This window comes from Streptomyces sp. NPDC049040, assembly GCF_043197715.1.
Lineage (GTDB): Bacteria > Actinomycetota > Actinomycetes > Streptomycetales > Streptomycetaceae > Actinacidiphila.
In genome coordinates this window covers 749,415-771,658 of sequence record NZ_JBICTO010000002.1, presented here as the reverse complement: position 1 = coordinate 771,658, position 22,244 = coordinate 749,415, and the positions used below count along the sequence as shown (strand labels likewise).

14 protein-coding genes are annotated in these 22,244 nt (G+C 72.5%); 9 read left to right on the top strand and 5 right to left on the bottom strand.

The window, feature by feature from the left end:
* The first annotated feature begins 95 nt into the window (after positions 1-95).
* Complete coding sequence (locus ACGFMP_RS08300; RefSeq protein ID WP_393671086.1) at positions 96-548, top strand: group II truncated hemoglobin; 453 nt, start codon at positions 96-98, stop codon at positions 546-548.
* 47 nt (positions 549-595) lie between these two features.
* Here ACGFMP_RS08300 and ACGFMP_RS08295 read toward each other — a convergent pair whose 3' ends face one another.
* From ACGFMP_RS08295 to ACGFMP_RS08285, 3 genes are all read right to left on the bottom strand, one after another.
* Positions 596-970: a hypothetical protein gene (locus ACGFMP_RS08295; RefSeq protein ID WP_393671085.1), complete on the bottom strand. Its 375-nt coding sequence runs from the start codon at positions 968-970 to the stop codon at positions 596-598.
* A gap of 69 nt (positions 971-1,039) precedes the next feature.
* Complete coding sequence (locus ACGFMP_RS08290) at positions 1,040-1,906, bottom strand: Gfo/Idh/MocA family protein (RefSeq protein ID WP_393671379.1); 867 nt, start codon at positions 1,904-1,906, stop codon at positions 1,040-1,042.
* A gap of 5 nt (positions 1,907-1,911) precedes the next feature.
* Positions 1,912-2,286, bottom strand: coding sequence for a 5-carboxymethyl-2-hydroxymuconate Delta-isomerase (locus ACGFMP_RS08285; protein ID WP_393671083.1), 375 nt, complete (start codon positions 2,284-2,286; stop codon positions 1,912-1,914).
* Between the two features lie 195 nt (positions 2,287-2,481).
* On the opposite strand from ACGFMP_RS08285, the gene glnII reads away from it, so the two are divergent.
* Both glnII and ACGFMP_RS08275 read left to right on the top strand, forming a co-directional pair.
* Positions 2,482-3,501: a glutamine synthetase gene (glnII, locus tag ACGFMP_RS08280; RefSeq protein ID WP_393671082.1), complete on the top strand. Its 1,020-nt coding sequence runs from the start codon at positions 2,482-2,484 to the stop codon at positions 3,499-3,501.
* Positions 3,502-3,629: 128 nt separating this feature from the next.
* Entirely contained in the window at positions 3,630-5,576 is a 1,947-nt protein-coding gene (locus ACGFMP_RS08275; protein WP_393671080.1) for a hypothetical protein, read from the top strand.
* A 120-nt stretch (positions 5,577-5,696) separates the two neighbouring features.
* Here ACGFMP_RS08275 and pulA read toward each other — a convergent pair whose 3' ends face one another.
* Complete coding sequence (gene pulA, locus ACGFMP_RS08270; RefSeq protein WP_393671378.1) at positions 5,697-11,189, bottom strand: pullulanase-type alpha-1,6-glucosidase; 5,493 nt, start codon at positions 11,187-11,189, stop codon at positions 5,697-5,699.
* 489 nt (positions 11,190-11,678) lie between these two features.
* Between pulA and ACGFMP_RS08265 the strand changes: the two genes are divergently transcribed.
* From ACGFMP_RS08265 to ACGFMP_RS08240, 6 genes are all read left to right on the top strand, one after another.
* Positions 11,679-12,980, top strand: coding sequence for an extracellular solute-binding protein (locus ACGFMP_RS08265; RefSeq protein ID WP_393671079.1), 1,302 nt, complete (start codon positions 11,679-11,681; stop codon positions 12,978-12,980).
* A gap of 190 nt (positions 12,981-13,170) precedes the next feature.
* Positions 13,171-14,169, top strand: coding sequence for a carbohydrate ABC transporter permease (locus ACGFMP_RS08260; RefSeq protein ID WP_393671077.1), 999 nt, complete (start codon positions 13,171-13,173; stop codon positions 14,167-14,169).
* Positions 14,170-14,182: 13 nt separating this feature from the next.
* On the top strand, positions 14,183-15,085 hold the full coding sequence (locus tag ACGFMP_RS08255) for a sugar ABC transporter permease (RefSeq protein ID WP_393671076.1): 903 nt from the start codon (positions 14,183-14,185) through the stop codon (positions 15,083-15,085).
* 117 nt (positions 15,086-15,202) lie between these two features.
* Complete coding sequence (locus tag ACGFMP_RS08250) at positions 15,203-16,990, top strand: glycoside hydrolase family 13 protein (protein ID WP_393671075.1); 1,788 nt, start codon at positions 15,203-15,205, stop codon at positions 16,988-16,990.
* A 34-nt stretch (positions 16,991-17,024) separates the two neighbouring features.
* Positions 17,025-18,116 carry a LacI family DNA-binding transcriptional regulator gene (locus ACGFMP_RS08245; protein ID WP_393671074.1) on the top strand — a complete coding sequence of 364 codons (1,092 nt, stop codon included), beginning with the start codon at positions 17,025-17,027 and terminating at the stop codon, positions 18,114-18,116.
* 37 nt (positions 18,117-18,153) lie between these two features.
* A complete protein-coding gene (locus ACGFMP_RS08240) occupies positions 18,154-19,062 on the top strand; it encodes a phosphatase PAP2 family protein (protein WP_393671072.1) in 909 nt (302 codons plus the stop codon).
* An 18-nt stretch (positions 19,063-19,080) separates the two neighbouring features.
* On the opposite strand, the gene ACGFMP_RS08235 is transcribed toward ACGFMP_RS08240, so the two are convergent.
* On the bottom strand, positions 19,081-22,077 hold the full coding sequence (locus ACGFMP_RS08235; RefSeq protein WP_393671071.1) for a bifunctional [glutamine synthetase] adenylyltransferase/[glutamine synthetase]-adenylyl-L-tyrosine phosphorylase: 2,997 nt from the start codon (positions 22,075-22,077) through the stop codon (positions 19,081-19,083).
* Between the last annotated feature and the right edge of the window lie 167 nt (positions 22,078-22,244).

Here is a 22,244-nt window from a genome sequence, read left to right as displayed (position 1 = left end):
CCGCGGGCGAAACGGGTCGACGCGGGACGGGGTACGGGGTGAGGCTGGGACGGCCGCCGGGTCTCCGGCGGCACCGGATCATACGGGGAGTGGTCGTGACCGATCAGCACGAGGGGACCTTCTACGACGCCGTCGGCGGCGAGCCGGCGCTGCGGCGGCTGGTCGAGGCCTTCTACCGGCAGGTCCTGGTGGACCCGCTGCTCGAGCCGGTGTTCGCGCACTTCACCCCGACGCACATCGACCACGTCGTGGTGTGGCTGTCGGAGGTCTTCGGCGGGCCCGCGGTCTACACCGAGCGCCTGGGCGGCCACCAGGCGCTGCTGACCAGCCACCTGAATCTGCACATCACCGAGGAGCAGCGGGCCCGGTGGGCCGAGGTGATGATCGGCACGGCGGCGAAGGAGCTGCCGCCGGACGAGCTCTTGCAGCGCCGGTTCGCCGAGTACATCGAGTGGGGCACCAGGATCGCCGCGTCGGTCTCCCGCCCCGGCACCAAGCTCGGCGACCCCGGCCCGGTCCCGCACTGGGGCTGGGACGGCCTGGCCTGACCACCCCGGACTCGGTCGCGCGGTCTTCGGGGGCGGCGGCCGCGGGCTCAGGACACCAGGGGTTCGGGGAGCGCGGCGCGGTCCGCCCGGGGCGCGACGGCGGGCGACCGGGGGACGTACGCGCCGGAGGAGCCGCCGTGGCCGCGGTGGACCAGCAGGCCGCGTACCGGGTCAGGCACCGCGTCGAGCGTGGCCTGCGTGCCGGGCAGGGCGAGCCACGCGTCCCACGCGGCCTCCTCGGTGAAGGCCACTTCGAGCACGACGCCCCACGAGAACCCGAACCACCGCCAGGACGAGGCGCCGTTCGTGATGAGTGATTCGGTGAGCGTCTGCGCGTACGCCTCGCGCCATCCGGTCGCGGTGTGCACCGCGCCGTCCTCGCCGTCCATGACCTCGATCGACCACCAGTCCTGAACCCTCATGTTTCGACGATAGACACCTGCCGCCGGGTCCGGAAGGGTCCGGCGGCAACCGGACGAAAAGGATCTATCTCACCCCAGCAACGCCTCGGCCGCGGCGAGGATTTCGGTGACCCGCAGCCCGAAACGGGCGTCGCACGGGTGCGGTTCGCCCGTGGCGAGCACGTCGACGGCGCGCGCGAGCGCCTCCGTCGCGGGCACCGCGAGGTCGTCGGGGCAGGACACGACCCCCTGGGTACCGCGGAATTCGACGGCCACCCCGGCCGCGGCAGGGGGCGCGGTGAGGGTGAGCACGGCGGTGCTCGACGCACCGCTCGCGTGGCGCAGCGCGAGGTGCACCGTGTCGGCAGGACCGCGGGAAGCCGAGACCGCCTCGACGTCGCCGAGCACCGGCAGCAGCACGGACAGGGCGTGCGGGCCGACGTCCCACAGCCCGCCCTTCTCGCGCCGCCAGGGCGAGTCGGCGAACGGGCTCCCCTCGCCGCCGAAGACGTCGCCGTACCAGTCGGCGCGGCCGGTGTACCAGCCGCCGGCGGCGGCCTGCCGGTCGATCCAGCCGGCGACGCCCGCGTCGAAGCGCAGGGTGAAGAAGACCACGGAGCGCACCCCGGCCTGCTCGACCGCCTCGACGACCTCGCGGGCCGCCTCGACGGTGGCCGCCAGCGGTTTGTCGAGCAGCAGGTGCCGCCCGGCGCGGGCCGCGCGGACCGCGAGCGGCGCCTGCACGGCGGGCGGCAGGGCGAAGGCCACCGCGTCGACGTCGGCGATCAGCGCGTCCGCGTCCTCGTGGGCGCGGGTCCCGAACATCCGGGCGACCTCGCCTGCGGCCTCGGGCCTGCGGCCCCACACCCCGGCGAACTCGACGGCCGGGTGCGCGGCCAGCGCGGGGCCGTACGCGAGCCGCGCCCACGGTCCTGTGCCGAGCAGTCCGACCCGCAGCGTTGTCATGACGCGGTCTGCGGCTCTTGGTGGCCCACGTAGGCGTCGCGGTCCAGGTCGCGGAGGTCGACGGAGAACTGCACCGCCAGGTGCGGGGTGGGAGCGGTGTGTTCGCGCAGCGCGGCGAGCACGGCCTCGGTGAGGGCCCGCTTGGTCTGCGGGGTGCGTCCCGACAGCAGGGACATCTCGACGTGGACCATGGCGTGGTGGGGCGCGCCGTCGTCGATGAAGAGGTCGTCATGGCGTACGAAACGGGTCTTGCAACCGCCCGCGCGGCCCCCCGCGACGGTGACCAGGGCCTCGTGCAGGGCCTTGCAGAAAGCGGGCCGGTCGAGGGATTCTGCGAGCGATCCGGAGTATTCCACGGTGGTATGCGGCATGGCTCGGACCCTATCCCGGCGGGTTCGGGCGGCGGCAGGCGTCTCACGTCGCAGGTCGGCGGGCCCCCGCACCTCGGTTACATCCCGTTAACACAGGGGCAACGCTCGGGAAAACCGTCCTTGCGACGCTGCCTTCGGACCGATCAGCGCAGCTCGGCCGCTCCCGCGCTCACGTTCGTTAAGGATGGCGTCACCGTGACCTACAAGGCTGAGTACATCTGGATAGACGGCACCTCGCCCACTGCGAAGCTCCGGTCCAAGACGCGGATCCTTGCCGACGGCGCCGAGCTTCCGATCTGGGGCTTCGACGGCTCGAGCACCAACCAGGCCGAAGGCCACGCCTCGGACCGGGTACTCAAGCCGGTCGCGTCGTTCCCCGACCCGATCCGCGGTGGCGACGACGTGCTGGTGATGTGCGAGGTCTTCAACATCGACGGCACCCCGCACGAGTCCAACACCCGCGCCGCGCTGCGCGAGATCGCCGAGAAGTTCGCGGACCAGGAGTCGCTGTTCGGCATCGAGCAGGAGTACACCTTCTTCCAGGGCTCGCGCCCGCTGGGCTTCCCTGAGAACGGCTTCCCCGCCCCGCAGGGCGGCTACTACTGCGGTGTCGGCGCCGACGAGATCTTCGGCCGCCCCGTCGTGGAGAAGCACCTGGAGAACTGCCTGGCCGCCGGTATCGGCATCTCCGGCATCAACGCCGAGGTCATGCCCGGCCAGTGGGAGTTCCAGGTCGGCCCGCTCAGCCCGCTCGAGGTCTCCGACCACCTGTGGGTCGCCCGCTGGCTGCTCTACCGCACCGCGGAGGACTTCGGCATCTCCGCGACGCTCGACCCCAAGCCCGCCAAGGGCGACTGGAACGGCGCCGGGGCGCACACCAACTTCTCCACCAAGGCGATGCGCGAGAACTACGCGGCGATCATCGAGGCCGCCGAGTCGCTCGGCCGCGACGACAAGCCGCTGGAGCACATCAAGAACTACGGCGCGGGCGTCGAGGGCCGGCTCACCGGCGCGCACGAGACCGCCCCGTGGAACGAGTACAGCTACGGCGTCTCGAACCGCGGCGCCTCCGTGCGCATCCCGTGGCAGGTCGAGGTGGACCAGAAGGGTTACATCGAGGACCGCAGGCCGAACGCCAACGTCGACCCGTACGTCGTGACCCGGCTGATCGTGGACACCTGCGGCAGCGCGCTGGAGAAGGCCGGCCTGGTCTGATCCGCATCCCGCACGGCAACCGCCTCCCCGCGGTCGCGAAAGGGCGCCCGTCACCCGGACGGGCGCCCTTCGCCGTGCCGGGACACACGCGCGGGTGACCATCACCGGTGTGAGTCGTTTGACGCAGAGTGAAGAGCCGACCGTCACGCGCGCTGTCCGCGTCCGCGAAGAAGGCCGCCGGGCACATCCCGGTGGCGGAGGCCGAGGCGGCACTGGTCGAGCATTATCCGAGGCTGGTGCGGCTGGCCTACCTGGCGCTGCCCGCCACGACGGGGCGGCACCGCAGGGTGCTCATCGCGCACCGGCTCGCCCAGCGGTCACTGCGTGTCGCCCTCACCTCGTCGGGCGGCGAAGGGGTGTACGCGCTGCTGCGCCGCGAGGTGCTACGCGGGGCCTTGGCGCATGGCAGGCAGTCGGGGTGGGCGCGCGGCGTGCTGGCCGGCGCCGCGCTGCCGCAGGTGGTGGGCCTGCGGCTGCACCCGCAGGCCGGCGGCAGCGACGAACTCGCCCTGGACCGGGCGCTGGCCGCGCTGCCGCCCGCGGCGCGGGCGGCCTACGCCCTGCTCGGCGTGGAGGACCTGGACGAGCACGCGGCCAGGGAGATCCTGGCGGCGGCCGGCGCCACCGACGCGGTGGGCGCGGTGATGGCCGCGGCGGCCGTCGACAACGACCACCGGCTGCTGGCGGCGGGCGAGTTCGACCCGTGCACGGTCCAGGTGCGGCCCACCGATCTGCTGCGGCGGCGGCAGCGCGCCAGGGCCGGGCTCGTCGCGATGGGGGCGGTCCTCGTCTGCGCGGCGCTGCTGGTGGTGTCCACCCGCGGTGGTTCGCCGGAACCGTACGACTCCGCGGGGTCGCCGGGCGCGGACGCGGACGCCGCGCGGGCGCTGGACCCGGCGGCGGTCATCCGGATCGGGCCGCGGGCCTGGACCGCCACGTCCCGGCTCGACTTCACCGCGTGGCCGGCCCGGGGCGACCGGGCCTCGGACAGCGCGCTGCTGCGCAGGGCGCTCGCGGTGTGGGCGCGCCCGGCGGCGTCCGTGAAGGTCGCCGCGACCCCCGGCACCCCACGGACCGCGCCGTCGCAGCCGCCGCAGCTCCTCTACGCGGGCGACGTCGACAGCGCCACGGTGGTGCTCTTCTACGACGGGCTGCGGCTGGTCCGCTACGCCCAGGCCCGCAGCGGCGGCGGGGACGCCGCGCTGGACTTCGCGCAGGTGTCGGGCGCCGACCTCACCACGGCCGCTGCGGTCGTCGTCGACCGGGTCGACGGCAACACCCGCTTCCTGACCGCCCCCTGGGTCAGCGCCGCCGACACCCGCGACCTGCTGCGGCCCGACCGGCCCGCCACCGCCCTGCACAGGGCCGCGGACGGCACCACCGACCCGGTGCGCATGCCCGGCGCCGGGGTGGCGGCCGGTGCCTGCGGTACGACCTGGCCGGCGCTGCAACTGCGGTCCTCCGCCGCGATCGTGGAGCGGCACTCCTTTCTGCTCACCGACCTCGGCGACCTCAGCCCGGTGCATCTGACCTTCACCCCGCCACCCGTCGCGGGCGTCGCGGCCCGCTCCCCGCGCGAGGCCACAGGGCCGCAGGCACTGGCCGGCTGGGCGCACGGCGCCTGCCGGCTCGGCGAGCTGCGCGGCCGGGGGGTGCGGTCCGTCAACGACTGGGAGTTCGCCAGCACGGTGCTGCCCGACGGCGCCGGGTCGGCGGTGTGGGCCTGCGACCGGGCGGACACCTGGCGCGGGCCCGGCCGCGCGACGGTCAGGTTCGTGCCGCCGGGCGCCGCGGCCGCGGCGCCCGGCACTCCCGCAGGACAGCAGAGCGACGGCAGCGCGTGCGGCCGCTTCGGGCGGAACGTCATGGCCGGGGTGATGTGGCAGTCCCCGGCCGGCCGCTGGTACGTGCTCGCCGCGGGGAGCCGGGACGTCGTCTCGCTCACCGCCACGGACGGCGTCACCGCGGGTGCGTCGGGGCGCTTCCTGGCGGTGCCGGCCCCGCGCGGCACCCGCGCCACGCTTTCCGCCCGCACCGCCACGGGCCTGGTCCTCCATCCGCTGGCCGATTCCTGAGCGCCCCTGCCCGGTGCCCCTGGTGCCCGTCCCCGGCGGTCGGCCTTCCCCGCCGCCGCGGACGCCCGCATGGCCGGGCCCTCGGGGAGAACCCCCGGGGGCCCGGCTGTGCGCCCCGGGTCAGGGGGTGCGGGTGAAGACGGCCACCGTGCGGGCCGGGACCGAGAAGGTGCCGGTCGACACGGCGTAGGCCGCGTGCTTGACCACCGGGTCGGACCCGGCGGCCTGCACCGGGTGCAGGGCGTAGCGGGTACCGGCCAGGGACGCGACGCTCTGGTCCTGCGCCTGCGGGGTGGCGTTGAAGACCACCACCAGGTCGCCCGCGGTCATGGTGATGACGCCCGGGGTCTCGGCGGACCCGGACAGCGGGAAGGCCAGATCGTGCTGCACCTGGCCTGCGGTGGCCAGGTGGAAGGCCGGCTCGCTCGTGCGGATCCGCAGCAGGTCCTGGTAGGCGGCGGACGCGCCGTCGATCTCGGCGCACGAGGGGACCGCGGCCGGGTCGGTCAGCAGGGGCGTGGCGTAGGGCCACTTGTCCTGGTTGTCGGCCGCGGGCGGCAGGCCCCGGCCGATGCCGTTGCCCTGCCGGCACGACCAGTGGATGGCGTTGAACCAGTCGCCCGAGTCGAAGGAATTGCGGTCGAGCGACTTGGAGCGCAGCAGGTCGGAGCCCGCCTGGGCGAGCGCGGGGCCCTGCGAGAGCGCCGCGGTGGCCTCGGCGATGACCTGCATCCTGGCCCGGTCGGCGGCCGGCGTGCCGGCCGGGAGCTTGTAGGTCAGCGCGTCGTAGAGCGACTCGTTGTCGTGCGCGTCGGCGTACGCGAGCGCGTCACCGGGTGCGTCGGCGTATCCGGCGGGCGCGCCGTTGTAGTCGATCTCGGCGCCGGTGACCTGCTTGCCGGCCGAGTCGGTGAAGGCGAACTGCCGCAGGTTTCCGGTGAGTCCGACCTTGATGAGGTCCTGGTAGTGCAGCAGCCTGGCCTTCTGCTCGGCCGGGGTGCCGTTGGCGGTGGAGGAGTTGGGGTCGGTGTAGAGGCCGGAGGCGAAGCCCTGGATGCCGGGGTCGGCGTCGAAGGGGCTGCCGCCGCGTACGGCGTCCCGCGACCTGTCGGAGAAGGTGGCGATGCCGGTGCCCGCCATGTTGGCCTGGGTGGCCTGGACGAAGCGCGCGTCGTCGGCGGCCTCGCCGAAGTTCCAGCCCTCGCCGTAGAGGATGATCTTCTTGCCGTCGACTCCGTCCTTGGCGACGGTGAGCGCGTCCAGGGCCTTGCGGACGGCGAGGATGTTCGCCTTCGGGTGGTGGCCCATGAGGTCGAAGCGGAAGCCGTCGACCTTGTACTCCTTGGCCCAGGTGACGATCGAGTCCACGACGAGCTTGCCCATCATGGCGTTCTCCGGCGCGGTGCCCGAGCAGCAGGTGGAGGTGGCGACCGAGCCGTCGGCCATCAGGCGCTGGTAGTAGCCGGGCACGATCTTGTCGAGTACGGAGGTGTCGGCCTGGCCCGCGGCGGAGGTGTGGTTGTAGACCACGTCCATCACCACCCGCAGCCCGGCGCTGTTGAGCCCCTGCACCATCTGCCGGAATTCCACCGTCCGCCCGGTGCCGTCCGGGTCCTTGGCGTAGGAGCCTTCGGGCACCGTGAAGTGGTAGGGGTCGTAGCCCCAGTTGTACGCGTCGGTGGCCTGCTGCGCGGTGACGCAGGCCTGCTGCTTGTCACTTGACGGACCGTAGGCGGCCAGGTCGCAGGCCGGGGCGGTCTGGTCGGCGGCCCGCTCGGGCACGGTCGCGAAGTCGAACACCGGCAGCAGGTGGACGTAGTTGACGCCCGCCCTGGCCAGGTCCCGCAGATGGGTCATGCCGGCCGAGGAGGTGTCGGTGAAGGCGGCGTACTTGCCGCGGTCGGCGGCCGGGACCGTGGTGTCGGCGACGGAGAAGTCGCGGACGTGCAGTTCCTGGATCTCCGCCTGGCTCATCGGCACGGCGGCCGGCTTGCGCTGCCGCGCCCACCCCTTGGGGGCGAGTGCCGGGTCGTCCAGGTTCACCAGCAGGCTCTGCCCGGAGTCGGCGGTGAGGGCCACGGAGTAGGGGTCGGTGACCTTGTTGACGACGAGCCGCTGCACGCCGGGCGCCCAGACGGTCACGTCGTAGCGGTACGGCTCACCGGTCCACGAGGGGGTGCCGGTGACCGACCAGACGCCGCTTGCCTGGTCCTCCTTCATCGGGACGGTGCGGCCGCCGATCTCCACCGCGACGCTGTGGGCGGTCGGCGCCCACACCGACAGGCTGGGCTTGCCGTGGCTGAACACCGGGCCGAGCACGGCCTTTTGTGCGGCGCCTGAGTAGAGGTCGTCCAGGATGCCCTGGGTCTGCACCCCGGTGGCCGCCAGCAGGGCTCCGCTGGCCGCCCGCTGGGTGGCGATGAGCTGCCCGCGCAGGGCGTCGCGCACCCGGCCGCGGTCGCGCGGGTCGACGGTGAAGGCCGAATAGCCCTTCAGCTGGGGGAATCGGGCGAGCTGCGCCGCGGTGAGGCCGCCGGGGACCTTCTGCAAGCGCAGCCAGTGGCCCTCGTCGGACAGGGCGCCGTCCTTGACGGTGATGCCGCCGTCGGGGGCGTAGACGAGCTGCTGGGACAGCGAGGGGGCGCTGGTCTGCCAGGCGACGGTGTCGCGGTCGATCCACTGGGCCTGCGCCTTGGCCAGGTCCAGGTCTGCGCCGCTGCCCTGGGGCTGCGGCAGCAGGTACGCGGGGGTGCCGCCCAGCAGCCACACCTCGTGGCCCGTGCCGGTCAGGTCGAGGGACTGGTCGCTGGGCAGGTCCTTGGTGTCGCCGTTGTGCAGGATGTAGCTGAGCGAGGTGGCGCCAGCGGCGAGCGGCACCTCGTAGACGGCGCCGTAGGAGTCGAAGCGGCTGGGCAGGATCGGCGCGGACCAGTCGGTGGGGTTCGCGGCACCGCTCCAGACGTGCAGGCCCCAGCCGGTGTAGTCGCCACCCCCGGAGCCTCCGGCCTGGGAGGTGTCCCCGTCCCGGTGGTAGTGCAGGACGGCCTTCGCGGTGTCCTGCGGCGGGTAGGCGCCGTCCGGGGCGCTGGTGGCCACCGCCGGGCTGCCCTGGGTGATCCACACCTCGCCGCTGGTGCCCAGGTCGATGGTGCGGTCGCCGTCGGTGTCCTTGACGCCGTTCCTGTCCACCACGATGAAGCCGACGCTGGACGCGCCCGGCTTGAGCTTCACGTAGGCGAAGGCCCCGTAGGCATCGCGGCCGGTGAACGGGTGGCCGGCCGGCCAGGTGGTCGCCTCGCCGTCGGCGATGTCGCCCCAGGCGTAGAGGCCCCAGTCGGCGTAGTCCGCGTCGGTGCGCCGGTAGTGGACGATCGCGTAGTCGTGGCTGATCGCGGTCGGCGGGGCGGTGACCGGCGCGGCGCCGGTGACGGTGGCGGCGGTCGCCGAGGCGGTACGCCCCGCGGCGTCGACCACGACGGCCTTGTAGCGCACCGGTGTGCCGGCCGCCGTCTTCTGGTCGAGGACCTGGGTGACCTTGTAGGGCGCGTGGTCGGCGGAGCCGAGCACCTTCCAGGGGGCGTTGCCGACCTGCGCGGCGAAGACGACCCTGTTCAGCCCGCCGCCGGTGACGTCGGCGGACAGTTCGACGGTGCCGGTCGCGCCGGCCGCGGGCGGGGTGAGGGCCAGGTGCGGGGCGCCCGCGGGCGCGGGCAGCGGCTTGGCGGCGTGCAGGACGACGGCCTGGAGCGGCGGCACGGTGAGGGTGAGGGTCCCGTCGGCGGCGGTGGCGCTGGTGCCGGTCGTGCCGTAGAGGCCCTGGTAGGCGGCGCCCGCGGTGTTGCCGGTCGGCAGGGTCACGGTCCTGGCGGTGGTGGCGTTGTTGAGGGCGACCAGGTAGTCGTCGCGGCTCGCGGCGTCGGTACGGGAGTAGGCGTAGACCCCGGGGCCGGTGCCGGGCGCGGTGTAGCGCTCGGTCTGCACGCCGTCGCGCAGCGCCGGGTGGTCCTTGGTGAGCCGGGACAGCGCGGCGATCGCACGGTAGAGGGTGTGCTGCGGGTCGTAGGCGTCACTGGCCGCGGTGCGGGAGGTGCCGATCTCGTCGTCGTCGAGGTAGTCGGCGACCTGGGAGGCGAACATCGTCTGCCGGGCGTTCTTGTCGCCGCCGGGGGCGCCGGTGAAGCCCTGCTCGTCGCCGTAGTAGACCACCGGGTTGCCGCGGCCGAGGAACATCACCGCATTGGCCAGCTCGTCGCGCGCGAGCAGCTCCGCGTCGTCCGCGCCCGGGTTGTCCTGGGCGAGGAAGCTGCCGATGCGGCCCATGTCGTGGTTGCCGAGGAAGGTGACCTCCTCGTACGCGTTGGCCTTGTCGGTCGTGTAGCGGTAGTCCTGCCCGTAGACGCCGGCGAGCCTGCCGGGTGCCGCGCCCTGCGAGGCGTAGCCGCGGGCCGCGTCCTGGAACGGGAAGTCCAGCGTCGCGTCGAGCCGTCCCTGGGTGACGTAGGGGGAGGTGACGGCCGGGTCGGCGTCGTAGGTCTCGCCGAACATGAAGAAGTTCTTCCGGCCGTGCTCCGCCGCGTAGCTGTCCAGGGCGGTCGCCCACTGGGTCCAGAAGGGCAGGTCGACGTTCTTGACGGTGTCGATGCGGAAGCCGTCGATCGCGAAGTCCCTGACCCACTTCTCGTAGATCTGCTCCATGCCGTGCACGACCTCGGGCCGCTGCGTCCACAGGTCGTCGAGGCCGGTGAAGTCGCCCTGGTCGGCGCTCTCGCCCGCGAAGGTGGAGTCGCCGCGGTTGTGGTACATCGTGGGGTCGTTGAGCCAGGCGGGGACCTTGGCGTTCGCGCTGTCCGCGGGCACGGTCGGGGTGCGCGGGAAGGACGCGGCGGTGACCTTCGGGAAGGCCGCAGAGCCCCCGGCGTAGGTGTCGTCGTCGAAGGGGGTGCCGTCGGCGGACAGGTAGGGGAAGGCGCCCTTGGACAGGTAGCCGTACGTGTCCTCGGTGTTGCCGATGACGTCGGCGGTGTGGTTGGTGATGACGTCGAAGAAGATCTTCATGCCCTTGGCGTGGGCCGCGGATATCAGCTTCCTCAGGTCGTCGTTGGTGCCGAAGTGCGGGTCCACCTGGGTGAAGTCGGTGATCCAGTAGCCGTGGTAGCCGGCGGAGACTCCCGCGGTTCCTGTGCCCTGCACCGGCTGGTTCTTGAAGATCGGCGCCATCCAGATCGCGGTGGTGCCCAGGCCCTTGATGTAGTCCAGCTTCTGCGTGAGGCCCTTGAGGTCGCCGCCCTGGTAGAAGCCCTTGTCCGTGGGGTCGTAGCCGGTGCTCAGCCGGCTGCCGGTCAGGCCGCCGGTGTCGTTGGCCTTGTCGCCGTCGGCGAAGCGGTCCGGCATCACGAAGTAGAACTGCTCGCGCGTGTCGTCGTGCCGGGCGGCCTGTCCCGCGAGCGCCCGGTCGGACGGCGGGGCCGGCGGCTGCGGCGAGCCGTGCGCGTAGGCCGGTTGGACGAACGCGGCCAGCGCGGTGAAGGCGGTGGCGGCGGCGACCCTCCCCCAGCGCCTGCGGCCGGCGGGGGACCCCCGGCCGGGCCCCCGGCCGGTGCGGGACCCCGGCAGGGGGTCGGAGGCGCGGCGGCGCGTCCTGAATGCGGGCAGCCTGAACTCCAGGGCCACGGGCGGTTCTCCTTGCTGGGGACAGCCTCGCGCCCGGGTCCACGCGCATGAACCGGTCGCCACTGCGGCGTCGGTGCCGAAGCTGAGCGGGAACGTATCCCCCAACGGGCCGTTGCAGCAAGACTCTGTAAGCAGTTTCCGCGACGATCCCCGCGGCCGGTGCCGCGACCCGGCCGGTCCGCGCGCCGCGGGGGCGCCGGGGAGTGCGCCGGGGGCTACGGGGCGACCCCACGGCGACCCCGCGACGACACGCCCGGATCACGGGGGCGTCACGGATGAAGGATCTTGCGGAAAGTTTCTTGCAGCCTCTTTCGCAAACCATTACATCGCTGTTACGTTCCTGCCCAGCCCGAGCGGCCCCGTTGGGACGACAGCGGCCGGCAGCCAGCCTGGCCAGGGCGAACGGGCACTTCCCTCATCAAGGAGTCAGGTATGCGACGCGGCATATCCGCCGTGGCGATGGCCGCGGCCATCGTTCTCGGGGTCACCGCCTGTGGCGGTAGTGGTAGCGACGACAAGAACGACAAGGGGGCGGCGGCCAAGGACCCGGCGGCGGTCTCCGGGACGATCACCTACTGGGACACCTCGGACGCCAAGAACGAGGCCCCGACCTACCAGGCCCTCATCAAGGACTTCGAGGCGAAGTACCCCAACATCAAGGTCGATTACCAGAACGTCGACTTCACGACCGTGGAGCAGAAGTTCAAGGCGGCGGCGCAGAGCGGCAAGGGCGCCCCGGACGTGGTGAGAACCGACGTCGGGCTGATCCCCGAGTACGCCTCACTCCACTACATCGCCCCGCTGGACGGCACCGCGGCGCTGACCGACACGCAGGACTTCGTGGCGGGCCCGATGAACACCACCAAGTACGAGGGCAAGACCTACGGCGTGCCGTCGGTGACCGACACCCTCGGCCTGCTCTACAACAAGGACATCTTCGCCAAGGCCGGGATCACCACTCCCCCGGCCACCTGGGACGAGCTGATCGCCGACTCCGCGACCATCAAGGCGAAGGTGCCCGGTGTCGCCGGCACGTACGTCAACCCCGACTCGTACTTCCTCTTCCCGATGCTGTTCGGCGAGGGCGCCGACCTGGCCGACCCGGCCGGCAAGAAGGTCACGATCAACTCGCCCGAGGCCGTCAAGGCGGTCACCGAGGCGAAGAAGGTCTACGACACCTCCTCGCTGAAGGTCGACTTCGCCAGCGCGTACGACAACATGCAGACCTCCTTCAAGACCGGCAAGGTCGCCATGCTGATCCAGGGCCCGTGGTCGGTCGGCGACGACCTGACCGGGTCCGCCTTCCAGGGCAAGGAGGCCAACCTCGGCTACGCCCCGGTGCCGGCCGGCACCACCGGCAAGGCGCTGGCGCCCACCGGCGGCCACGACCTGGCGGTCTACCAGGGCTCGAAGAACATCGACGCGGCCTACCTGTTCACCCAGTTCATGACGTCGTCCGCAAGCCAGCAGACGATCGCGCTGAAGAACGGCACCCTGCCGACCAGGACCTCCGCCTACACCGCAGAGGTGCTCAAGAACCAGACCATCGCCGGCTTCAAGCCGATCATGGACACCGCGCGGCCGCGGGTCGCGCTGCCGCAGGTGGGCAGCCTGTTCACGCCGCTCCAGCAGGAATACATCAAGATCCTCCAGGGCAAGACCTCGGTCCAGGACGGCCTGGACGCCGCGGCCAAGGAGTTCGGCAAGCTGCTGCCCGGCTACACCGTGCAGTAGCCGGCCCCCAGTTCCGGATCGGCCGGCCGGGGCCCCGCCCGCCACAGGGCGTACGGGGCCCACGCGCCCGGCCGGCCGGTCCGGTCACCGGCGCCCCGCGCTCCCCCGCGGGCCGCCGGCCGTCAGCCGTACACCGCGAGCCGCGGACCGCGAGCCATCCGGCCGCCAGAGACGAAAGAGCCGAGGAGCGATGACCACCGCACGCTTGGACGACCCCGCCCTGGGGACGGCCGCCCGCCCGCCGCGCGAGCCGCGGCCCGGCCTGATGACCTCGATCAGGCGTTCCTGGGACCGGCACTGGTACGCCTGGGCGATGGTCGCCCCGGTCGTGATCGTGCTGGCGGTCCTGGTCTTCTATCCGCTCGGCTACGGCGCCTACCTGTCGCTGACCGACGCCAACGAGACCAACGTCGCCAAGGACATCGGCCCGGTCCACATCGGCGCCAGCTACCACTGGGTGGGCCTGCACAACTACTGGCAGGTGCTGTCGGGCAAGGACGGCGACTTCTACCCGCGCTTCGAGTGGACGATCGTGTGGACCGTCTGCTGCGTGGCGATCACCTACGCCATCGGGCTCGCGATGGCGATGCTGCTCAACCGCAAGGTGAAATTCCGGCTGTTCTACCGGCTCTGCCTGATCCTGCCCTGGGCGGTGCCCGCCTTCATCGGCGTCTTCGCCTGGCGGCTGATGCTCAACTCGCAGTACGGCGTCTTCAACGACATCATCACCGGCGTCGGGCTGCCCGCGCAGGACTGGCTCGGCACACCGCTGTCGCAGAAGATCGCGGTGATCATGGTGAACATCTGGGTCGGCGTGCCCTTCATGATGGTCGCCCTGCTCGGCGGCCTGCAGTCGATACCGGGCGAGCTCTACGAGGCGGCCGAGATGGACGGCGCCTCGCCGCTCCAGCGCTTCACCAACGTCACGGTCCCCGGGCTGCGTCCGGTCACCAGCACGGTGGTGCTGCTGAGCACCGTCTGGACGTTCAACATGTTCGCGATCATCTACCTGCTGCTGGGCAACAACACCACGGGCGACACCGACATCCTGGTGACATACGCCTACGAGAAGGCGTTCACCGGAGTGTCCGATTATTCCGCGGCCGCCACCTACGGAATCGTCATCCTCCTCATCCTCGTGGCCTTCTCCACCTTCTACCGCCGCCAGTTGAAGTCCGAGCAGGCCTAGGAGCCGGATCAGCATGAGTGCCACCACCCACAGCGGCCCCGCCGCCAGCACCCTCACCCCACAGGCAGCGGCGGCGGCGAAGCCGCGCGGCCGCGGCGAGCGCAGCCGCGGCGCCTCGATCGCCCTGCACGCCACCCTGCTCACCGCGAGCGCCATCGCGGTCTTCCCCGTGCTGTGGATCCTGTTCATCTCGCTGGGCCCCAGCTCCTCCTGGCAGCAGCCGCACGAGGTGCTCCACCACCTCGGCCTGGGCAACTACCGCTTCGTGCTGATGCACACCAGCTTCCCGAAGTGGTTCCTCAACTCGGTGATCGTGGCCGGCGCCACCACCGTGCTCGGCGTGCTGATCTCCGCCAGCGCGGGCTACGCGATCTCCCGGATGCGCTTCCCCGGCCACAGGTCGCTGATGTGGACCTTCCTGGTCACCCAGATGTTCCCGATGGCCGTGCTGATCGTGCCGCTGTACAACCTGCTGGCGCAGCTCGACCTGATCGACAGCTACCTCGGCCTGATCCTGGTCTACTGCACCATCGCGGTGCCCTTCTGCGCCTGGATGCTCAAGGGCTACTTCGACACCATCCCGCGGGACATCGACGAGGCCGGCCGGGTCGACGGGCTGAGCCCGTTCGGCACCTTCTGGCGGCTGATCGTGCCGCTGGCCCGCCCGGGGCTCGCCGTCACCGCCTTCTACAGCTTCCTGACCGCCTGGGGCGAAGTCGCCTACGCGGCGCAGTTCATGGGCCGCGACCACTCCACCCTCGCGGTCGGCATCCGCACCTTCGCCTCCGACCAGCGCGCGGACTGGGGCAGCATGACCGCCGCCTCGGTGCTGATCGCGATACCCGCGACGATCGTCTTCCTGCTCGTCCAGCGCCACCTGGTGACCGGCCTGACCGCCGGCGGCACCAAGGGCTGACACCCCCAGCACCACCCCCGTAGCCACGTATGCCACGAGTCTCCCCCGGCCCCGGGCCGGGGGGTGCCCCCATGCAGGTGCCCCCACCCGCATATACCCGCACATACAAGGGATTCCATGAGCCAGCACCTCTCCGACGCGCCCCGTTCCGCCGCCGCTCCCGCTGCCGACGCCGGGCACAGAGACTGGTGGCGCGATGCGGTCATCTACCAGGTCTATCCGCGCAGCTTCGCCGACGGCAACGGCGACGGCATGGGTGACCTGCCCGGCATCACCGCCCGGCTGCCCTACCTGCGGGACCTCGGGGTGGACGCGGTGTGGCTGTCGCCCTTCTACGCCTCCCCGCAGGCCGACGCGGGCTACGACGTGGCGGACTACCGCGAGGTCGACCCGATGTTCGGCGACCTCAACGACGCGGACGACCTGGTGCGCACCGCGCACGCGCTGAATCTGCGGGTCATCGTGGACGTGGTGCCCAACCACTGCTCCGACCAGCACGAGTGGTTCAAGCAGGCGCTGCGCGACGGCCCGGGCTCGCCGCTGCGGGACCGCTTCCACTTCCGGCCCGGCAAGGGCCCGCAGGGCGAACTGCCGCCCAACGACTGGGAGTCCATCTTCGGCGGACCGGCCTGGACCAGGACCACCGACCAGGACGGCACCCCGGGCGAGTGGTATCTGCACCTCTTCGCCCCCGAGCAGCCCGACTTCAACTGGAACCACCCGGCGGTGCACGACGAATTCCGCTCGGTGCTGCGCTTCTGGCTCGACCTGGGCATCGACGGCTTCCGCATCGACGTGGCGCACGGCCTGGTCAAGGCCGCGGGCCTGCCCGACATCGGGCACAGCGAGCAGCTGGCGCTGCTGGGCAGCGCGCCCATGCCGTACTTCGACCAGGACGGTGTGCACGAGATCTACCGCGGCTGGCGGCGCATCCTGGACGAGTACTCCCCCAGCCTCCGTCCCGGAGGTGCACCCAGTGACCGGATCGGGGTCGCCGAGGCGTGGACGCCGACCATCGAGCGGGCAGCCCTCTACCTGCGGCCGGACGAGCTGCACCAGGCCTTCAACTTCGAGTACCTGGGCACCCCGTGGGACGCGGCGGCCCTGCACCGGGTCATCGACAAGTCGCTGGCCGCCATGAGCGCGGTCGGCGCCCCCGCCACCTGGGTGCTGTCCAACCACGACGTGACCCGGCACGCCACCCGCTTCGGCAACCCCACCCCCGCCGGCGGCGAGACCGCCACCGGCAACTCCCTCCAGCTGCGCGAGGCCGGCGACCGCGAGCTCGGCCTGCGCAGGGCGCGGGCGGCCACCTTGCTGATGCTGGCGCTGCCCGGCTCCGCCTACCTCTACCAGGGCGAGGAGCTGGGCCTGCCGGACGTCACCGACCTGCCGGACGAGGTGCGGCAGGACCCGTCGTTCTTCCGCGCCGCGGGCCAGGACGGCTTCAGGGACGGCTGCCGGGTGCCGATCCCGTGGTCGGGCGGCGAGGCGCCCTACGGCTTCGGCCCGGCGGGCGGCCCGAGCTGGCTGCCGCAGCCGGCGAGCTGGGCGCAGCTCAGTGTCGAGGCGCAGACCGGCGACCCCGGCTCCACCCTGGAGCTGTACCGGGCGGCGCTGGCGCTGCGCCGCGAGTTGCCGGCGCTGGGTGCGGGCGAGTCCGTGCAGTGGCTCGACACCCCCGAGGGCGTGCTGGCCTTCCGCAGGGACGGCGCGGGCGACGGCTTCCTGTGCCTGGTCAACCTGACCCGCGAGCCGGTGACGCTGGCGCTGCCGGGCGGCCGCTCGCTGCTGGCCAGCTCGGAGCAGGCGCCCGTGACGGCCCCGGCCGCGGCAGCATTGGACCAGGTTGGCGGCATTGACGTCACTATCGCCGGGGACACGGCAATTTGGTGGGCGATCTGACGTGGTGGCGCTCCGTCCAATAGCATCCGGTGCTGTGACCGCGCGGCTCGCTGACATCGCAGCCCAGGCGGGGGTCAGCGAAGCGACGGTCAGCCGGGTGCTCAACGGCAAGCCCGGGGTTTCCGCCACCACCCGCGAATCAGTGCTGGCCGCGCTCGACCTGCTGGGGTACGAGCGCCCGGTCCGGCTGCGGCAGCGCAGCGCGGGCCTGGTCGGGCTGATCACGCCCGAGCTGGACAACCCGATCTTCCCGGCTTTCGCGCAGATCATCGGCCAGGGGCTGACCCGCCAGGGCTACACCCCGGTGCTCGCCACCCAGACGCCGGGCGGTTCCACCGAGGACGAGCTGGTGGAGATGCTGGTGGAGCGGGGGGTGGCCGGCATCATCTTCGTGTCCGGCCTGCACGCCGACTGCACCGCCGACATGGAGCGCTACTCCAGGCTCCAGGGGCAGGGCGTGCCGTTCGTGCTGATCAACGGGTTCACGGAGAAGGTCAACGCGCCCTTCGTGTCGCCCGACGACCGGGGCGCGATGCGCCTGGCGGTCACGCATCTGGCGGCGCTCGGGCACCGCAGGATCGGCCTGGCCGTGGGGCAGAAGCGTTTCGTCCCGGTGCGCAGGAAGATCGAGGGCTTCGTGGCGTCCATGGCCGACGTGCTCGGCCTGGCCGAGGACGAGGCGCTGTCACTGGTCCAGCACTCGCTGTACACGCTCGAAGGCGGCCAGGCAGCCGCGTCGGCGCTGATAGCGGACGGGTGCACGGCGATCGTCTGCGCGTCCGACATGATGGCGCTCGGTGCCATCAGGGCCGCCAGGCAGCAGGGCCTGACCGTACCGGGCGATGTCTCGGTGGTCGGCTTCGACGACTCGCCGCTGATCGCCTTCACCGACCCGCCGCTGACCACCATCAGGCAGCCGGTGACGGCCATGGGCCAAGCGGCGGTCAACGCGCTGCTGGAGGAGATCGGGGGCACCCCGGCGCCGCACAGCGAGTTCGTCTTCCTGCCGGAGCTGGTCGTGCGCGGTTCGACGGCAGCGGGTCCCACCGGGCAGAACGCACCGCTGCCCGCCCAGTCCACCGCCCCGAGGGTCACCCGGACGGCCCACGATCCTACGGATGGCTGACCCGCATCACGGGACAGATCTGGCAGACTGGTCTCCTATGGGGGAACCGACTGCGAAGACCGCGAACAAGACAGAAGGCCGTTCCGCCGCACCGCAGCGCTCCACCGGTTCCCGTGTTTCGGATGGAGCGGGCCGCGACGGCGCAGCCGCGATGTTCCATACGCTCCTGGAGCGAGTGCGCACCCCCCGCCACCCGAAGCTGTGGTTCGAGATCCTGCTGATCGGTGTCAGTTACACCCTTTACTCGCAGATCAGGAACGCGGTGCCGCAGCAGCAGGCGGTGGCGCTGCGCCACGCCGACGCGATCTGGGCCTTCGAGCACCACCTCGGCCTCGCCGTCGAGCGCGGCATCAACCACGGCGTGAACTCGGTGACGTGGCTGATCGTGGGGATGAACTACTACTACGCCACCCTGCACTTCATCATCACGGTCGGCGTGTTGATATGGCTCTACATCTACCACCCGGGGCGGTACGGCCCTGCCCGCCTGGTGGTCTTCCTGACCACCTGGCTGGCGCTCGTCGGCTTCTGGGCGTATCCGCTGGCCCCGCCGCGTCTGATGACCGGCGGCGGCTTCATCGACACGGTGATGGTGCACCACACCTGGGGCTCCATGTCGCAGGGCAACCTGGCCCAGGTGTCCAACCAGTACGCGGCCATGCCCTCGATGCACATCGGCTGGTCGCTGTGGTGCGGCATCACCATCGTGACGCTGGCCAAACCGCTGTGGGCCAGGATCCTGGGGGCGCTCTACCCCGCGCTGACCCTGCTGGTGATCATCTCCACCGGCAACCACTTCTGGATGGACGCGGTCGGGGGCGCGGTGTGCCTGGCCGTCGGCTACACGGTGGTCTACCTCGTCTACGGCCGCTGGGTGTACGCGCTGCCGAAGTACGCGACGGGCACCCTGGCGCTGGAGGAGCAGGCCAGCTCCACCGGCAGGTGACAGGACCGGTCCTTCCGGTCACCCTTCGTAGAACAGCCGGTCCACCACGGCCCTGGCCCGCCGGGTGCGGCGCCGGTAGTCCTCCAGCATGTCGCCGACGTGGCCGGGGGCGAAGCCCAGGTAGCGGGCCACCGCAGCCAGCTCGCGGCCATCGCCGGGGAAGGTGTCGCCCGGCCGGCCGCGGACCAGCATCACCGCGTTGCGCACCCGGGTGGCCAGCACCCAGGCCTCGTCCAGGACCGCCGCGTCCGCCGTCTCGATCAGCCCCGCCTCCGCCGCCGCGGCCAGCGCGTGCCGGGTGCCGGTGGTCCGCAGCTCGGGCAGCCGGCCCGCGTGCTGGAGCTGGAGCAGCTGGACGGTCCACTCGACGTCGGACAGGCCGCCGCGGCCGAGTTTGGCGTGCGTGGTGCGGTCGGCGCCGCGCGGCATCCGCTCGGACTCCATACGCGCCTTGAGCCGGCGGATCTCGCGGACCGCCTCGTCCTCCAGGCCGTCCGCCGGGTAGCGCAGCGGGTCGATCAGCTCGACGAAGCGCGCCCCCAGGTCCTGGTCGCCCGCCACGGGGGTGGCCCGCAGCAGTGCCTGGCTCTCCCACACCAGCGACCACCTGCGGTAGTAGGCGGCGTAGGAGGCGAGGCTGCGCACCAGCGGGCCGCTCTTGCCCTCGGGGCGCAGGTCCGCGTCGACCAGCAGCGGCGGGTCCGCGGTGGGGATCTGCAGCAGCCTGCGCAGCTCGTCCGCCACGGCCAGCGCGGCCCGGCCCGCCTCCTCTTGGTCGACGCCTTCGTGCGGCTCGTGCACGAAGAGCACGTCGGCGTCCGAGCCGTAGGCCAGCTCCCGGCCGCCGAAGCGGCCCATGCCGATCACCGCGAGACGCGTGGGCAGCGGACGGGTGTCGTTGCCGGTCACCGCCTTGACCGCGGCGCGCAGGGCGCCCGCGACGGTCGCCGAGGTCACCCCGAACACGGCGCAGCCGACCCGGTCGACCAGGTCCGCGGGGGGCACCCGGTCCCCGGCGGTGTGGACGTCGTCGCCGTAGGTGTCGATGAGGTCGGCTGCGGCGGTCCTGAACAGCTCCCGCCTGCGGACCCCGCGGACCGCGGCGATGGCCTGCTCCGCGCCGCCGGCGCGGCCGACCATCTCCAGCACCTCCTGTTCGAGCACGGCGTGGTCGCGCGGCACCAGGCCGCCGTCGATCGAGCCGAGCACGGCGACCGCCTCGGGGGCACGCATCAGCAGGTCGGGGGCCAGCCGCCCGGACGAGAGCACCCGGGCGAGCCGCTGGGCCGCGGCGCCCTCGTCGCGCAGCAGCCGCAGATACCAGGGGGTGTTGCCGAGCGCGTCGGAGACCTTGCGGAAGCCCAGCAGCCCCGCGTCCGGGTCGGCGGAGTCCGCGAACCAGCCGAGCAGTACCGGCAGCAGGGTGCGCTGGATCGCCGCCTTGCGGCTGACTCCGCTGGCCAGCGCCTCCAGGTGGCGCATGGCGGCGGCCGGGTCGGCGTAACCGAGCGCCTGGAGGCGCTGCCGGGCCGCGCCGGTGCTCAGCCGGGTGTCGTCGCCGAGCTGCGCCACGGACTCCAGCAGCGGGCGGTAGAAGAGCTTCTCGTGCAGCCGCCGCACCTCCATGGCCTGCCGCTTCCACTCCCTGGTCAGGCTGGCGACCGGCTCGGAGCGGAAACCGAGTCCCCGGCCGAGGCGGCGCAGGCCCGCCTCGTCGTCGGGCACCAGGTGGGTGCGGCGCATCTTGTGCAGCTGGATGCGGTGCTCCATCAGTCGCAGGAAGCGGTACGCGGCGTCCAGCGAGGCGGCGTCGGCGCGGCCCACGTAGCCGCCCGCGGCCAGATCCGCCAGCGCGGTCAGCGTGGTGCCGCTGCGCAGCGAGGTGTCGGTGCGGCCGTGCACCAGTTGCAGCAGCTGGACGGCGAACTCCACGTCCCGCAGGCCGCCGGGGCCGAGCTTCAGCTCCCGCTCCACCTGGGCGGCCGGGATGTTGTCCACCACCCGGCGGCGCATCTGCTGCACATCGGTCACGAAGTGCTCGCGCTCGGCCGCCTGCCACACCAGCGGGCGTATCGCGGCGATGTACTCCGCGCCGAGGGCCTGGTCGCCGGCGACCGGGCGGGCCTTGAGCAGCGCCTGGAACTCCCAGGTCTTCGCCCATCTGGCGTAGTACGCCAAGTGGCTGGACAGGGTGCGCACCAGCGGGCCGTTCTTCCCCTCGGGCCGCAGATTCGCGTCGACCGGCCAGATCGTGCCCTCGACGGTGGTGTCCGAGCACACCCGCATCATGCGGGCGGCGACCCGGGTCGCCGCCCGCATCGCCTCGGCCTCCTCGACGCCCTCCGCGGGTTCCGCCACGAAGATCACATCGACGTCGGAGACGTAGTTCAGCTCGTGGCCGCCGCACTTGCCCATGCCGATCACCGCCAGGCGGGCGGCGGCGGCGTCCTGCGGGGCCTCCGCGGCGGCGATGGCCAGCGCCGAGCGCAGCGTGGCCGTCGCGAGGTCGGCCAGCTCGGCGGCGGTACGCACCAGGTCGCTGGTGCCGCACACATCGCGGGCCGCGATCCCCAGCAGGCACTTGCGGTAGGCGGCCCGCAGCGCGTCGGGGCCGGTCGCGGCGGCGAGCCCGCGCTCGAAGTCGGCGACTCCCGGATGCAGGTCGGCCGCCTCGTAGGTGACCAGCGCGTGCCAGTCCGCCGGGTGCCTGGCCAGGTGGTCGCCCAGCGCCTCTGAGGCGCCCAGCACACCCAGCAGCCGGTCGCGCAGCGGCTTCGCGGTGGTCACGGTGTCCAGCAGGGTCTGCCGCTCCGGCGCTTCCAGCGCCTCCACGAGCCGCACCAGGCCCAGCAGCGCCTGGTCGGGGTCGGAGGTCGCGCCCAGCGCCTCCAGCAGCACCGGGTCCGCCCTGACGGCCGACAGCTCGTCCGCGTCGAGCAGCCGCTCGGCGGCCGCCGGGTCGGTGAAGCCGTGCCGGAGCAGCCGGGTGAACGTACTGCTGCGTCGGCCCTGCATCGACCCTCCCATCCCCGGCCCGCCCGGGCCGCGACCTGATCAAGGTGCCAACCCGAGCGTAACCGCCTGCGGCCCGCTCCGCCGCTGTCCCCCGGGGCCGGGGCTCACAGCCCAACCCCGGCCCCTCCCCGGGTGTGCGGCCCGGCGGGCGCTCCCGGCGGCGCGGG

Excerpts from the sequence above, each read along its gene's own strand:
- ACGFMP_RS08295 (WP_393671085.1), bottom strand. The coding sequence starts at position 970 with ATGAGGGTTCAGGACTGGTGGTCGATCGAGGTCATGGACGGCGAGGAC.
- ACGFMP_RS08285 (WP_393671083.1), bottom strand. The coding sequence starts at position 2,286 with ATGCCGCATACCACCGTGGAATACTCCGGATCGCTCGCAGAATCCCTC.
- ACGFMP_RS08265 (WP_393671079.1), top strand. The coding sequence starts at position 11,679 with ATGCGACGCGGCATATCCGCCGTGGCGATGGCCGCGGCCATCGTTCTC.
- ACGFMP_RS08260 (WP_393671077.1), top strand. The coding sequence starts at position 13,171 with ATGACCACCGCACGCTTGGACGACCCCGCCCTGGGGACGGCCGCCCGC.
- ACGFMP_RS08255 (WP_393671076.1), top strand. The coding sequence starts at position 14,183 with ATGAGTGCCACCACCCACAGCGGCCCCGCCGCCAGCACCCTCACCCCA.
- ACGFMP_RS08250 (WP_393671075.1), top strand. The coding sequence starts at position 15,203 with ATGAGCCAGCACCTCTCCGACGCGCCCCGTTCCGCCGCCGCTCCCGCT.
- ACGFMP_RS08240 (WP_393671072.1), top strand. The coding sequence starts at position 18,154 with ATGGGGGAACCGACTGCGAAGACCGCGAACAAGACAGAAGGCCGTTCC.
- ACGFMP_RS08235 (WP_393671071.1), bottom strand. The coding sequence starts at position 22,077 with ATGCAGGGCCGACGCAGCAGTACGTTCACCCGGCTGCTCCGGCACGGC.